This is a genomic window from Spirosoma luteolum (assembly GCF_054778875.1).
This window is the reverse complement of sequence record NZ_BAAGZE010000005.1, coordinates 528,279-542,040: the sequence shown is the minus strand read 5'-3', so window position 1 is coordinate 542,040 and position 13,762 is coordinate 528,279. Positions and strand designations below refer to the sequence as shown.

12 protein-coding genes are annotated in these 13,762 nt (G+C 57.3%); 7 read left to right on the top strand and 5 right to left on the bottom strand.

Annotated elements, in window-relative coordinates; genetic code table 11:
* Positions 1–59 precede the first annotated feature (59 nt).
* From ACYVAC_RS09895 to ACYVAC_RS09875, 5 genes are all read right to left on the bottom strand, one after another.
* A complete protein-coding gene (locus ACYVAC_RS09895) occupies positions 60–1,274 on the bottom strand; it encodes an N-acetylglucosamine-6-phosphate deacetylase (protein WP_461097471.1) in 1,215 nt (404 codons plus the stop codon).
* A gap of 54 nt (positions 1,275–1,328) precedes the next feature.
* Positions 1,329–1,613 carry a putative quinol monooxygenase gene (locus tag ACYVAC_RS09890; RefSeq protein WP_461097470.1) on the bottom strand — a complete coding sequence of 95 codons (285 nt, stop codon included), beginning with the start codon at positions 1,611–1,613 and terminating at the stop codon, positions 1,329–1,331.
* Positions 1,614–1,732: 119 nt separating this feature from the next.
* Positions 1,733–2,479 carry a shikimate dehydrogenase family protein gene (locus ACYVAC_RS09885; protein WP_461097469.1) on the bottom strand — a complete coding sequence of 249 codons (747 nt, stop codon included), beginning with the start codon at positions 2,477–2,479 and terminating at the stop codon, positions 1,733–1,735.
* Positions 2,480–2,760: 281 nt separating this feature from the next.
* A complete protein-coding gene (locus ACYVAC_RS09880; protein WP_461097468.1) occupies positions 2,761–3,402 on the bottom strand; it encodes a DedA family protein in 642 nt (213 codons plus the stop codon).
* A 117-nt stretch (positions 3,403–3,519) separates the two neighbouring features.
* Positions 3,520–4,284, bottom strand: coding sequence for a phosphosulfolactate synthase (locus ACYVAC_RS09875; protein WP_461097467.1), 765 nt, complete (start codon positions 4,282–4,284; stop codon positions 3,520–3,522).
* Between the two features lie 131 nt (positions 4,285–4,415).
* On the opposite strand from ACYVAC_RS09875, the gene ACYVAC_RS09870 reads away from it, so the two are divergent.
* The 7 genes from ACYVAC_RS09870 to ACYVAC_RS09840 all read left to right on the top strand — a co-directional run bounded on the left by ACYVAC_RS09870 (position 4,416) and on the right by ACYVAC_RS09840 (position 13,758).
* Positions 4,416–4,865 (top strand): PaaI family thioesterase, encoded by a 450-nt coding sequence (locus ACYVAC_RS09870; RefSeq protein WP_461097466.1) that lies wholly within the window; start codon positions 4,416–4,418, stop codon positions 4,863–4,865.
* Between the two features lie 167 nt (positions 4,866–5,032).
* Complete coding sequence (rplU, locus tag ACYVAC_RS09865) at positions 5,033–5,350, top strand: 50S ribosomal protein L21 (RefSeq protein ID WP_461097465.1); 318 nt, start codon at positions 5,033–5,035, stop codon at positions 5,348–5,350.
* 98 nt (positions 5,351–5,448) lie between these two features.
* The gene (gene rpmA, locus ACYVAC_RS09860; protein ID WP_461097464.1) at positions 5,449–5,760 is read left to right on the top strand and encodes a 50S ribosomal protein L27; all 312 of its coding nucleotides are present in this window, start codon (positions 5,449–5,451) and stop codon (positions 5,758–5,760) included.
* A gap of 188 nt (positions 5,761–5,948) precedes the next feature.
* Positions 5,949–6,551, top strand: a complete 603-nt coding sequence (locus ACYVAC_RS09855) for a NifU family protein (RefSeq protein WP_461097463.1) — start codon at positions 5,949–5,951, stop codon at positions 6,549–6,551.
* Positions 6,552–6,711: 160 nt separating this feature from the next.
* Positions 6,712–8,142, top strand: a complete 1,431-nt coding sequence (locus ACYVAC_RS09850) for a DUF5723 family protein (RefSeq protein ID WP_461097462.1) — start codon at positions 6,712–6,714, stop codon at positions 8,140–8,142.
* Positions 8,143–8,232: 90 nt separating this feature from the next.
* Positions 8,233–10,341, top strand: coding sequence for an ATP-dependent DNA helicase RecG (gene recG / locus ACYVAC_RS09845; protein WP_461097461.1), 2,109 nt, complete (start codon positions 8,233–8,235; stop codon positions 10,339–10,341).
* Between the two features lie 201 nt (positions 10,342–10,542).
* Positions 10,543–13,758 (top strand): SusC/RagA family TonB-linked outer membrane protein, encoded by a 3,216-nt coding sequence (locus ACYVAC_RS09840; RefSeq protein WP_461097460.1) that lies wholly within the window; start codon positions 10,543–10,545, stop codon positions 13,756–13,758.
* The last annotated feature ends 4 nt before the right edge of the window (positions 13,759–13,762 follow it).

Here is a 13,762-nt window from a genome sequence, read left to right as displayed (position 1 = left end):
AGCCTGCCTGTCCCGGCATGAGCAGGAACACAGGCAGGCCTGAGCGAGTGGTTTTGGGTTCAGTGCCAGACGCCTTCGACGCGCAGATCGGGGCTAAGCCACACCAGATGAGCTGCGTAACCGGGCCGGATGGTACCAATCTGATCGCCCAGCCCGATCAGCGAAGCCGGAATGCTGGTGGCCATACGGAGCGCATCGATAAGCGGCAGCCGGGCTTTCTCCACGCAGACCCGTACACAGTCGATCAGCGACAGCGCCGAGCCCGCCAGGTTGCCCACGTCGTTTACGTAGCGCCCCGGTCCGTCGGGATCGGCTTCGAAATGAACGACAAACTCGCCCAGCGTAAACGTGGGCCGGGGACCATCCAGTCGGGGACCATCCAGTCGGGGACCATCCAGTCGGGGACCATCCAGTCGGGGACCCGGTGCGAAGAGGGCGTCGGAGATCAGGAACAGCCGGTCGCCGAGCTGCTGCCGGGCAATGCGAATCGTAGCCGGGTCGCAGTGGTAGCCGTCGGCAATGATGCTCACGCAAACCGAAGGATGGTCGAAGAGTGCACCGACTACGCCGGGTTCGCGGCTCTCGAAACCGCGCATGGCATTATAAAGGTGGGTGCCCAACGGCACATGCCCCGAGTTGAGGGCATCGGTGGCCTGCCGGTAGGTAGCGTTGGAGTGCCCCAGCGACAGACGGGTATTGGCGTGTTTGAGCCGCACCAGCTGGGCCATCCGTTCGGGCGGCAGCATTTCGGGCGCCAGTGTCAGTATCCGGATCACGTCGGCGTTGGTGCTGAACAGGGCGTCCAGTTCAGCCTCGTCGGGCACCCGTACATAGCTGGCGCTGTGGGCGCCCCGTTTCACCGGGTTGAAATAGGGTCCTTCGATATGGATGCCCGGTACGGCCAGCGGCTGTTCGGTCCGCACCACCTGCACGGCCGCCATGGCCTGTTGCATCACCGCCAGCGAGGTAGAGTGGATAGTGGGCAGCAGGGTGGTGGTACCGTTGGCAACGTGGGTGGCGTAGATATGCCGGACCACGTCGGGCGTGGGGTTTTCATTCAGAAACTGCCACGAGCCGCCGTACAGCTGCAGGTCGACCAGGCCCGGCACCAGGTAGTCGCCGTCCAGATCGATCACGGTGGCGTCGGGCGGCACGGCATCGGTGTCGGTATCCCAAACCTGAACGATGCGCCCATCGGCGATATGCACCGATGCATTGGCTACAAACCGGTCGGTAGTGAACAGGGTAGCGTTGCGAAAGAGAATATTGGTCATGGGTAGGTAAAAAAAGGTCCGACCGGCGGGAGCGGGTCGGACCAGAGGCAGCGTTTATACTTCCTTAGTTGTCAGTTCGGGCGGGCCCGCCAGCCAGGCCTGCGCCTGCTGGCCAAACGCTTTCATGTGGGGCATCTGGCTATGCGCCTGCAACCCGGCCTGATCGGTCCAGAGCTCGTGCATGATAAAATGCTCGGGGTGCTCGGTGCTTTCGAACAGTTCATAGTGCAGGCAGGCTTCTTCTTCGCGTACCTGAGCAACGAGGTTATACAGGCTGTTGCGGAGGTCGGCTTCGGCACCGGGCCGCGCTTTGATGACGGCAAAAACGGACAGTGGCATCGTGTCTGGTGTTAGGTTTTAGTGACCGGCAGCAAGCACCGGTTCTCTGACAACCGCCCGGGCGCCGATTGGTTTGGGCATCGGGGCGTAAACCTACATAACCCGCACCGGCCGCCGATCTACTCCTGCCAGATGGCCCAGGCTTTCTCGGCCTGCAGCACCAGCATCTCATAGCCATTGAGGGCAGCGGCCCCCTGCGCCCGGCCGAGCTGCATAAAGCGGGTTTCGGCGGGGTTGTAAACCAGATCGTAAAGCAGATGCCGGTCGGTGAGTTGCGTGTAGGGCAGATCGGGCGCTGCGTCGGTGTTCGGATAAGTCCCGACGGGCGAGCAGTTGATGAGCAGCTGGTGCTGGTCGAGCAGCGCCGGCACGTCGGCATAGGCCACGGTGTCGGCAGTTCGGGTACGCGACACCAGCTGATAGGGCAGCTGCAAATCGCGCAGGGCAGCCGTTACCGCCCGCGATGCGCCCCCGGTGCCCAATACCAGCGCCCGCAGGCTATCGGTCGAACGGCCCAGTTCCAGCAGCCAGCGCTCGAGCGATTGCCGAAAGCCGTAGTAATCGGAATTGTAGCCCGTGCGGGTGCCATCGGGATTGATCTTGATGACGTTGACCGCGCCGACGTTTCGGGCCGACGCGTCGAGCGTATCGAGGTAGGGCTGTACGGCCTGCTTGTGCGGAATGGTAACGTTGAGGCCCCGCAGCCCCGGCCGGCTGAGCAGGTCGGGGAGAGCGGTGGCCACGTCAGGCAGTTCAAACAGCTCGTACTGGGCATCCGTAATCCCCTCCCGCGCAAACTTCTCGGTGAAGTAGCGCTGCGAAAAGGAGTGGGTCAACGGGAAGCCAATCAGGCCGTAGGTGTGCATGGTTGTGGTTTACAGGTTGTAGTGTACAGGTTGTAGTTTACTGTATTCAGTTTACAGTGGCTGCCGTTACTCCTCTGCGAGCGATACCCGGCAGGCGATGCGGTTTTTCAGTGTACTGAAAACGGAATACTGTAAACCGACTCCCAGCAGGCGATGGGGTTTTCCAGTGTACTGAAAACGGAATACTGTAAACCGACTCCCAGCAGGCGATGGGGTTTTCCAGTGTACTGAAAACGGAATACTGAATACTGTAAACCGAAAACCACAAACCACTCTCTCCCTTACGCCATCCGCTTTTTGACGAACTCAAACAGAATAGGCAGAAGCGACAGCCCCACGATACCAAAGACAACGAATTCAAAGTTCTTCTTGACGAACTCCAGGTTGCCGAAGAAATAACCAACCAGGGTGATGCTCGTTACCCACAGGACCGCGCCCAGAATACAGTTGCGGATATACGTACTATAGAGCATGCTGCCCGCTCCCGCCACAAAAGGCGCGATGGTGCGCACAATGGGAATAAACCGGGCAATGATTACCGTGCGACCGCCGTGTTTGGCGTAGAATTTTTCGGTTTCGGTGATGTATTCGCGCTTGAAGAACAGGATACGCTCGCGCATCTTGATCTTCGTACCCAAAAACTTACCGACGAAGTAGTTGACGTTGTCGCCCATAAGGGCGGCCACAATCAGCAGCGGAATGATGACGCCCACACTTAGTTCGTTGGTGTCGCGGGCGGCCAGCGCGCCGGCCGCAAACAGCAGCGAATCGCCGGGCAGCAGCGGCATCACGATCAGGCCAGTCTCGGTAAACACAATCAGAAACAGGATCGCGTACAGCAACACGCCGTATTCGTTGGCCCAGAGGTCGAGGTGACGGTCGAGGTGCAGTAAGAAATCGAGTAACGATTTGATCAGGTCCATTTGATGATAGTTCGTGGTTTGCAGTCTGTGGGTTGTAGTTCCTGCGTTGGTTTAGTCAGACAAAGTCCATGCCGGCTACGTCGACTACAAACCATGAACAACGAACTACAAACTACTTTACAGTTTGTCCAGAAAATGCGAGAAGGTGTCGCCCCGGAGGCCCAGGCGAATCGTTTCAAGCGGGATTACCTCGTGGGGGGCAATGTTGCCGACGTTGACGTTGGCGCCCAGCAGCTTCACAAACCAGACCTGCTGTTCTTTCTGGGGGGCTTCCCACAGAATGCTTTCGAAGGGCACCTGCGTCAGAATCTCTTCGACCAGACCCTGCCGCACCTCGCCACTGGCGCGGAACAGACCAACCGTACCGCCTTCGCGGGCTTCGCCGATTACTTTCCAGGCACCGGCCTGCAGTTCGGCTTTCATCAGTTGAATCCACTTGTAAGGCGGGATGATTTTGGCTTCGTCTTTCGAGCCCACTTCCGACAGCACCGTTACCTGGGTGGCCAGCTGTCGGATGTATTCACACTTGTCGTCGGGGTTCATGTCGACCGACCCATCCGATACTTCGGCGTGTTCGAGGCCGTACCGGTCGAGCAACCGGCGGTATTCATCGAACTGGTTCCGGACAACGAAGGCTTCGAACAGGGTACCGCCGAAGTAAACCGGGATACCGGCTTCGCGGTAGATGGCTAGTTTTTCGCTCAGTTTGGGGGTCACAAACGACGTGGCCCAGCCTAGTTTAACGATGTCGGTGTAGTCGGCGGAAGTTGACAGGAAGTCTTCTACCTCGCGCAGACTAAGTCCCTTGTCCATGACCATGGTCAGGCCGCTCTGGCGTGGTTTGGTCGTACGTTCAGGGAGCTGCGTAAGCGTATAGTTCATTCGGTTTGATCGAATAGGGATGCTCAAAAACGCCCAAAAGTAGCATAAGTCTTGAAAACCCCCCAATAAAGTACACCAATTATAGCCGTTAACGGCCTGTTTACTTAGTTTAATGCTATTTTTGCCTCCCTATGGATACGCTTACAAACACGCGGCTCGAGTATTTCAGAGCCATGATCGGTTCCGATATGCAGACCAGTATCTCGCCCCTGGGGCGCTGGCTCAACGGTACGCTCCGGGCGGTAGAGTCCGGCCAGCTGGTGGCCGAGTACCGGGTGCGCGACGACATGACCAACCCGGCAGGGGTGCTGCACGGCGGTATGGCCAGTGCCATTCTCGACGATCTGATCGGGGCGATGGTGTTTACGCTGGGGCGCGAAAACGCCTACACGTCGGTCAACCTGAACGTCGACTTTCTGCACGCGGCCCGCGCCGGCGAAACCATAACCGCCACCGCACAAGTGCTGCGGGCAGGCAAAAACATCATTCACTGCGAAGGCCGTATCGTGGCCAGTGATGGCAAAATTATCGCCAAGTGCACCACCAACCTGATTCAGACGAGCGTTAAACTGCCGTTTTGAGGGGAACCACGGGCCGGTCTGGACGGGGCGGCCGGTATGGCGGGAGCGCTACAAGAACTGCCCGCTATGCTGGCTCCGGGCGGAGTCGTAAATAAAATCGGGCGCAGTTGCCTTTTTCTATAGAAAACGCTATTTTTGCCCCTCATTTCCAATTTCATACAGAAATCATGTACGCAATCGTAGAGATCGCAGGGCAGCAATTCAAGATCCAGAAGGGTCGTTCCATCTATACCCACCGGTTAGAGGGCGATGTGGACGCTGCGCTTGCCTCCGACAAGGTGAAAGTTCTCCTTGTTGACAACGAAGGCAGCATCAGCATTGGTGCGCCTACCGTAGCCGGTGCCGTTGTATCGGCCAAGATCGTTGAGCACCTCAAAGGTGAAAAAGTAATCGTTTTCAAGAAGAAGCGCCGGAAGGGCTACAAAAAGAAAAACGGTCACCGTCAGTACCTGACCAAAGTTCTGATCGAAGATATCACACTTTAAGTCAATTGGTTTGTCGTTCGTCGTTTATAGTTCCTGAGGCATTAGTTGCGCGGTAGTCACTATAAATTACAAACCACAAACTATAAACTCCTTTAACAATGGCACACAAGAAAGGTGTAGGTAGTTCCAAAAACGGCCGCGATTCGCACAGCAAACGGCTGGGCGTGAAATTGTTCGGTGGCCAGTCGGCTATTGCCGGTAATATCATTGTTCGTCAGCGGGGCACCAAGCATCACCCCGGCAAAAACGTAGGTCTGGGTAAAGACTATACGCTGTTTGCACTGGTCGACGGCACGGTAAAATTCCGTCCCGGTCGCGCTGGCCGTTCGTATGTCGATATCCTGCCCGTTGGTCCGTCGGCAGTAGCCTCAGCAATTCCTGCGGCTGCCGTAGCGGCTCCGGTCGAATAAGGCATTTCGTTCCCGATTTGCAAACGCGAAAACCCGCCTGATGATCGTCAGGCGGGTTTTCGCATGTAGGGGTAAACTAAAATGGAAACCCGTCTGTTAGCCCAGACAACCGCTGCTGCGGTGAGCAATGGGCCCCGCGTGGCAACCCACTGCCTGTATACCATCTCGACAATACAACTCACAACTTTATGAATCCTGCGCTGAGTCGTCCTATATCTGTATTTACTGAAGGTAGCCCCAACCCCAACTCCATGAAGTTCGTGGTGAGCGTTGAGCTGGTGCCCAGCGGTCTGTCGTTCGATTACGCAACGCCGGGCGATGCCCTGGTGGAAGGCAAAGCATCGCCCCTGGCCGTTGCCCTGTTCGGATTCGATTTTGTAAAGCGCGTGTTTATCGCCGGCAACTTCGTCACCATTACCAAAGACGATGAAACTGACTGGGATGAAGTGCTTTTCGAGGTAAAGCAGTTTCTGAAAGAATACTTTGGTGCTCAGCAGCCCGTTTTTGCCCAGCGCACGGTGGATGTCAATACCACCAGGCTGGATATGGATTCGGAAACGGTGCAGAAAATCAAAGCCGTACTGGACCAGTACATCCGGCCCGCTGTTGAAACCGATGGGGGGGCCATCAACTTTCACTCGTTCGACGAAACCAGCGGGGTCGTGAAGGTCCTGTTGCAGGGATCGTGCAGCGGTTGCCCGTCGTCGACGCTGACGCTGAAAGCCGGCATCGAGAACCTGCTGACCCGGCTTGTGCCCGAAGTAAAGCTGGTTGAAGCCGAAGGCGTGTAAGGTACTCCGCCCGTGTAACCACCGGCCATTTTTTTCGTCTAAACGAGGCTGGCCGCCGGCTGGCCGAACGGACACCAATCTGAAAAAAAACCGTCTCTGGTTAACCCTGGAGACGGTTTGCCGTTTATACTGATACTGATCTCCCATCGAAACACACTACATGAAGCATTTACTCGTATTGGGCGCACTGGCGCTGACCCTTCCGGCCGCGTCGGCCCAGAACCTGCTCGGCATCTCGACCAGCCGCTACGGGGGGACCAATCGACTCTATATCAATCCGGCTCTGGCTGCCGATTCGCCGTCAAAACTGTTTGTCAATGTGGCTACAGCCAGTGCCCACCTCGATAATAATTACGTTCGCTATCAGGCCCCCTTCTCACTGCTACGCCTGATCAGTGGCCGGGTGCCGGCCCAGTACCAGAACTCCGATGGTACGGTAAAATTTGATGAGTCGTATACCCGCGAGATCATTGATGGACGACCTAAAAACGGCAGTCTGCTGGGTGAGGTACGGGGCCCATCGATTCTGTTCAAGACAAGTGAACGCAGTGCCTTTGCCGTGACAACCCGCTTCCGGGCTATGGCACAGGTGCTGGGGGCCTCCGAACCGCTGCTGTCAGCGCTGCGGGCCAGCCTGAGCGACGGTACACTCTACGGCATTCCGAGTACCAACAACCAGTTCAGCGCCAACACCAATACATATGCCGAGCTGGGTCTGACGTATGCCAGTACGATCTGGGAAGGTGATGGCGACAAACTGCTGCTGGGTGCTACCGCTAAAGTGCTGATCGGATACAACGCCCAGAGTTTCGTGAATCAGGGCCTGACTTACCGCGTTACGGCCGATGCCGCCACGCCCAACATGCCTTATCTGGAAGTTACCAGACTCGATGCCACGCTAAACTACACCACCTTTCTGCGCGATCGGTCGATCAGTCCGCGGACGCTGCTGAGCACCGACATTCCGGGCAAAGGGATCGGTGCCGATATTGGCCTAACCTATATCCGGCAATACGACGCCGACAGCCCGGCGCTACGCCTGGGGGTGGCCGTGGCCGACATCGGGGGGCTAAGCTATGCCGGGCCGGGCTACACCTATACGAGTGCCGATCTGCAACAGCGGCCGATCCGGTTCCAGGGCAGCGATTTCAATAACATCAACGGCACGTCGCAACTGGCGCAGGTGGTGCAGGAGAAACTCAGTGCCGGCCGCCTGCCCGACAAAACAAGCTTTCGGGTGGGTCTGCCCACGTCGCTCAACCTGACGGCCGATTACCAGGACCCGTCGGGGGCGGGGCTGAGCGTAACCTATCTGCAGGACGTACGGGGGCTGGGTTCTGCCGCCGTTCACCAGCCAACCATCATAGCCGTAACGCCCCATTATGACACCCGCTGGGTAAGCGTATCGTTACCGGTGGCCTACCTCAACCGGGGTTTCACGGCGGGTGCGTCAGTACGGGTTGGACCGGCCTGGCTTGGAACGGATAACTTTCTGGGCCTCATCGGCAACAAAAGCAACGGCATTCAGCCGCGGGGACTCGACGTGTATGGCGGGGTCGCGTTTGGGCTGGGGCGGGCCGACGAGGAGTAACAACCTGGGGGGGCGGAGACCGGACCGATTGCCAAAAATTGCGTAAATTTGGGCTAGTCCCGCCCTTAAACCGGGGCGCTGGGGGCTGCTATGACCGAACGCACCACTTTTTTCGATACGCCACTCACGCAGTTGAGAAGCCTGGGGCCACAACGCACCGAGCTGCTCAACAAAGAACTAAACCTGTTTACCTACGGGGACCTGATTCAGTACTACCCGTTCCGCTACGACGATCGCAGCCGGTTCTATACCATCAGCGAACTGATGGATTCGATGCCCTCGGCCCAGATTCGGGGGCGGCTCCGCGACTGGTATCTGGAAGGAGAGGGCCCTAAAAAGCGGCTGGTCGGAACCTTTACCGACGGTACAGGCTCTATGAGTCTGGTCTGGTTTCAGGGCATTACCTACATCGAAAAAACCCTCCGGCGCGACGGCGAGTACATTGCCTATGGCAAGCCCCAGTCGTTCAATGGGCAGTACAGCATCGTACACCCCGAACTGGAAAACATCGCCACCGCATCGGGCAACGAACCCGGCTTCTTTCCTGTCTACAACCTTACGGAAAAGCTGCGCAAGCGACACCTCGACAGCAAGGTAATTGGCAAAGTGATGCGTACCCTGCTCGAGCAGTCGTGGCCGCATATCCGCGAAACCCTGCCCGATTCACTGATCCAGCAGTTTCGGCTGGTGGGCAAGCGCGAAGCCCTCTGGAACATCCACCTGCCGCAGAATCAGGCGTGGCTCAAACAGGCCCAGCGCCGGCTCAAGTTCGAAGAGCTGTTCTACAACCAGCTCCGGCTGATCAAAAACAAGCTGATTCAGAAAGAAGAGTTTCCGGGCCAGGTGTTCCGAGACACAACGCTGATGAAGCACTTCTACAACGAACTGCTGCCCTTCGAGCTGACGGGGGCGCAGCAGCGCGTGATCCGGGAAATCTATGCCGATTTTCTGACCGGCAAGCAGATGAACCGGCTGCTGCAGGGGGACGTGGGCAGTGGCAAAACCATTGTGGCGTTTATTGCCTGTCTGATGGCCATTGGCAACGGGGCACAGGCCTGCCTGATGGCGCCCACCGAAATTCTGGCCGATCAGCATTACAATGGGCTCAAGCCCTTTGCCGACGCTATGGGGCTTAACATCGGCATCCTGACGGGTTCGACCAACAAAAAACGGCGCGTGGTACTGCACGACGAACTGCAGTCGGGACAAATGCACATTCTGGTAGGTACGCACGCTCTGCTCGAAGACGCGGTGCAGTACAAGAACCTGGGCCTCTGCATTATCGACGAGCAGCACCGCTTCGGGGTGGCGCAGCGGGCCAAACTCTGGCGTAAAAACGAAACGGTGCCGCCCCATATCCTGGTCATGACGGCAACGCCCATTCCGCGTACGCTGGCCATGACCCTCTACGGCAACCTCGACGTATCGACCATCGACGAGTTGCCCAAAGGCCGTAAGCCCATCAGGACCGTGCATAAATACGATAAGCACCGCTCCGAAATTTTTGGTTTTATGCGGCAGCAGCTCGAACTGGGCCGGCAGGTCTACGTGGTGTACCCGCTGATCGAGGAATCGGAGAAGCTTGATTATAAAGACCTCATGGATGGGTTCGAGAGCATTCAGCGGGCGTTTCCGCGGCCCCAGTACGAAGTGGGTATGCTCCACGGCAAAATGCTGCCCTATGAGAAAGACGACGAGATGAAGCGCTTTCTGAAACGTGAAACCCAGATCATGGTGGCCACTACCGTAATCGAAGTGGGCGTAAACGTACCGAACGCCAGTGTGATGGTGATCGAGAGCGCCGAGCGGTTCGGGTTGTCGCAGCTCCACCAGCTTCGTGGGCGGGTAGGGCGGGGGGCCGAGCAGTCGTACTGTATCCTGATGACGGGCTATAAGCTGAGCGCCGACACCCGCACCCGGCTCGAAACGATGGTGCGTACCAACAACGGTTTTGAGATTGCCGATGTCGACCTGCAGTTGCGTGGGCCCGGCGACCTGACCGGTACGCAGCAGAGTGGTGTGATGGATTTGATGATTGCCGATCTGGCCAAAGACGGCGCCATTCTGACGGCTGCCCGCGAGTCGGCCCAGGCTATACTGGCCGAAGACCCCGATCTGGTGCTGCCCCAGCACGCCCCAATCCGCAATCACGTCGACAATGTTCGCCAGAATGAGAACAACTGGGGCCGGATTAGCTGAGTTAGCTGCTTTTCGACGCTACTCAGGGTAAAATTGAGTAAATACGGTAATTCTGTATTAGTTCTGGTGAATGTAGGGTTAACCCTATGTTGGTTCGGTTCGAGTATAAATAATTTATCTTAAAAATGGACTTTCTTAGCAGTAGATAGGCCACTGTATGGCTTTTGAGTAGGATTAAAACCTAGTTAACTACTCAAAAACATGCCAAAACAATCTACTCGTAGAGGGGCTTCTCCAGACCTTAGGGGAACTACGTCTATAGGTGCGATCTGGAGAATAGGGCTGCTCAGCCTGCTTTTCCTGACGATCCTATCGGTAGGTGCTTATGCTCAGTCCAAAGTATCGGGCCGGGTGATCGATGACCAGCAGCAGGGGCTGCCCGGTGTGAGCGTTGTGGCGAAGGGCACCACAACAGGTTCGGTAACGGATGCCGACGGACGCTACAGCTTCACGGTACCCGCTGGTGCCAGTGCGCTGGTGTTTTCCTACATCGGTTACGTGTCGCAGGAAGTACCCGTTTCGGGAAAAGGTACCATCAACATCACCCTCGCCACCGACACCAAGTCGCTGAACGAAGTGGTGGTGGTGGGTTACGGTACGCAGCGCCGGGAAACCATTACGGGTTCGGTTGTAGCCGTTAAAGGTGCCGACCTGGTGAAATCGCCGACCACCAACCTGTCGAACTCGCTGGCCGGGCGGCTGCCGGGCGTAACGGCGGTCAACCGCAGCGGTGAGCCGGGCTATGATGGCTCGACAATCCGGATTCGGGGAACAAACACGCTGGGCAACAACAGTGCCCTGGTGGTAGTCGACGGTATTCCTGACCGGGCGGGTGGTCTCGACCGCATCAACCCCGCCGATATCGAAACGATTTCGGTACTGAAAGATGCCTCGGCGGCCATCTACGGGTCGCGGGCGGCCAACGGCGTTATCCTGATTACCACCAAGCGGGGTAAAACGGGTAAACCGCAGCTGTCCTACACCTTCAACCAGGGGTTTGCCCAGCCAACGGTGATTCCTAAGCTGGCCAATGCCGCTCAGTATGCCACCATGCTCAACGACCTGAGCGTGTACGAACTGCCCACGGCTGAGTGGTCGGCAGCGACAAAGGCGTACCAGAGCACGGGCTCGTACACCCGCCCCGACGGTACGATCCGGAAGGCACCCTACTCGCCCGACGATATTACCAAGTACAACGACGGGTCGGACCCCTGGGGCCACCCCAACACTGACTGGTATAAATCTACGCTCAAAACGTGGTCGCCCCAGTCGCGACACAACGTGCAGCTGACTGGTGGTACCGACGATTTCAAGTACCTCGCGTCGCTGGGCTACCAGAACCAGGATGCGTTCTACAAAAACTCGGCAACGGGCTACAAGCAGTACGATATCCGGATCAACCTGGACGGTAACATCAACAAGTATGTGCACGTTGGCCTGGGCATCCTGGGTCGCGAGGAGTTTCGGTACTATCCTACGCGGGGTGCCGGGGCTATCTTCCGGATGCAGATGCGGGGTAAGCCCAACCAGCCCGCTTTCTGGCCCGATGGTCGGCCTGGTCCGGACATCGAGAACGGTGAAAACCCGGTGGTGATCACAACCAACGCAACCGGTTACGATCGCGACAAACGTGATTACATTCAGACCAACGGGCAGCTGGATATCAAAATTCCGGGTGTTGAAGGCCTGAAGTTCACCGCAACGGCGGCTATCGACAAGCTGAACCAGAACAACAAACGCTGGGAGACGCCCTGGACGCTGTATGAGCGGGGTTCGGGTGTGGATGCTAACGGCAACCCGAACCTGATTGCCAGTGTGCGCGGTCCGGCTGAGCCTCGCCTGACACTGGGCAACAACACGCAGTTGAACATTCTGCTGGGTGGTATCGGTACTTACGAGCGCAAGTTCGGCGACCACGGCCTGACGGTACTGGCAGGGGTAAACCGCGAAACGATCTCGGGTGATAACTTCGGTGCATTCCGTCGGTATTTTATTTCGCCGGCCATCGACCAGCTGTTTGCCGGGGGCGACCTCAGCAAAGACAACGGGGGTGGAGCCTTCAACCGGGCACGTCTGAACTACTTTGGTCGGGTGGCTTACAACTATAAAGATAAGTACCTGGCCGAGTTCCTGTGGCGCTACGATGGGTCGGACATCTTCCCCAAGGAGACCCGCTATGGGTTCTTCCCAGGCTTCATGGCCGGCTGGGTTGTTTCGGAAGAAAACTTCTGGAAAAATTCGGTTCCTGTAGTCAACTACCTGAAGCTGCGGGCTTCGTGGGGACAGCTGGGTAACGATCAGATTTATTTCCCCGGTACCACAACCTTGGCTACCTACCAGTACTTGGCCACCTACGGATTCAATACCTACATTATTAACAATGGTCAGCAGAAAACGCTGACTGAGAGCCGGATCCCGAACACGAACATCACCTGGGAGGTGGCCAACAATGCCGATATCGGTATCGAAGGGCAGCTGTTCAACGGCAAGATCAGCTTCGAGTTCGATTACTTCAATAACCTGCGGACCTCGATTCTGTACCCCCGGAACGCATCGGTACCCCGCACGACCGGTCTGGTGCTGCCCCCCGAAAACATCGGGAAGGTACGCAACAGCGGCTTCGACGGTCAGATCAGCTACAACGGTCAGTCGGGCGCCCTGCGCTACAGCGTGGGTGTCAACGGTGGCTATGCCCAGAACAAAATCATTTTCTGGGATGAAGCACCCGGTGCCCCTGAGTGGCAGCGCACTACCGGTCGGCCTATCAATTCGTACATGGCCTACCTGTACGATGGTGTATTCCGCGATCAGGCCGAAATCGACGCCAACAAGCTCGATTACAAAGCCATCGTGAACACGCTGCGGCCCGGCGACATGAAGTATGTGGATTATAACGGTGATGGTAAAATCACCCCCGACGACCGCGTCCGGAACAACCGCACCAACCTGCCGCTGTTCCAGGGTGGTCTGAACATGACGGCTTCGTACAAGAACTTCGACCTGACCATTCTCTTTCAGGGATCGGCCGGAGCGCAGCAGTACATCAGCCTGGGTGAGTCGGGCAACATCGGTAACTACCTGCAGGAGTTCTATACCAACCGCTGGACGGTCGATAACCCCAGCAGCGTGCACCCCCGCATTGCCAACCGGAGCGATCAGTATTTCTCGGGTGGCAACACTTACTGGCTGCGGTCGGCCGATTACATCCGGCTGAAAAACTTCGAAATCGGCTACACCATTCCCGAAACGTTTGGCAAAAAAGTCGGTATCAGCAGCCTGCGCATCTACGTCAACGGCCTGAACCTCTGGACGCCGGTCAACAAACTGGGCTCGTTTGACCCCGAAGCCGACAACGCTACCGGGCAGTACTACCCACAGTCGCGGATCATAAACACCGGTTTATCGCTTCGCTTCTAACCCT

Excerpts from the sequence above, each read along its gene's own strand:
- ACYVAC_RS09855 (WP_461097463.1), top strand. The coding sequence starts at position 5,949 with ATGAATCCTGCGCTGAGTCGTCCTATATCTGTATTTACTGAAGGTAGC.
- ACYVAC_RS09880 (WP_461097468.1), bottom strand. The coding sequence starts at position 3,402 with ATGGACCTGATCAAATCGTTACTCGATTTCTTACTGCACCTCGACCGT.
- ACYVAC_RS09885 (WP_461097469.1), bottom strand. The coding sequence starts at position 2,479 with ATGCACACCTACGGCCTGATTGGCTTCCCGTTGACCCACTCCTTTTCG.
- rpmA (WP_461097464.1), top strand. The coding sequence starts at position 5,449 with ATGGCACACAAGAAAGGTGTAGGTAGTTCCAAAAACGGCCGCGATTCG.
- recG (WP_461097461.1), top strand. The coding sequence starts at position 8,233 with ATGACCGAACGCACCACTTTTTTCGATACGCCACTCACGCAGTTGAGA.
- ACYVAC_RS09895 (WP_461097471.1), bottom strand. The coding sequence starts at position 1,274 with ATGACCAATATTCTCTTTCGCAACGCTACCCTGTTCACTACCGACCGG.
- ACYVAC_RS09875 (WP_461097467.1), bottom strand. The coding sequence starts at position 4,284 with ATGAACTATACGCTTACGCAGCTCCCTGAACGTACGACCAAACCACGC.
- ACYVAC_RS09870 (WP_461097466.1), top strand. The coding sequence starts at position 4,416 with ATGGATACGCTTACAAACACGCGGCTCGAGTATTTCAGAGCCATGATC.
- rplU (WP_461097465.1), top strand. The coding sequence starts at position 5,033 with ATGTACGCAATCGTAGAGATCGCAGGGCAGCAATTCAAGATCCAGAAG.
- ACYVAC_RS09840 (WP_461097460.1), top strand. The coding sequence starts at position 10,543 with ATGCCAAAACAATCTACTCGTAGAGGGGCTTCTCCAGACCTTAGGGGA.
- ACYVAC_RS09850 (WP_461097462.1), top strand. The coding sequence starts at position 6,712 with ATGAAGCATTTACTCGTATTGGGCGCACTGGCGCTGACCCTTCCGGCC.
- ACYVAC_RS09890 (WP_461097470.1), bottom strand. The coding sequence starts at position 1,613 with ATGCCACTGTCCGTTTTTGCCGTCATCAAAGCGCGGCCCGGTGCCGAA.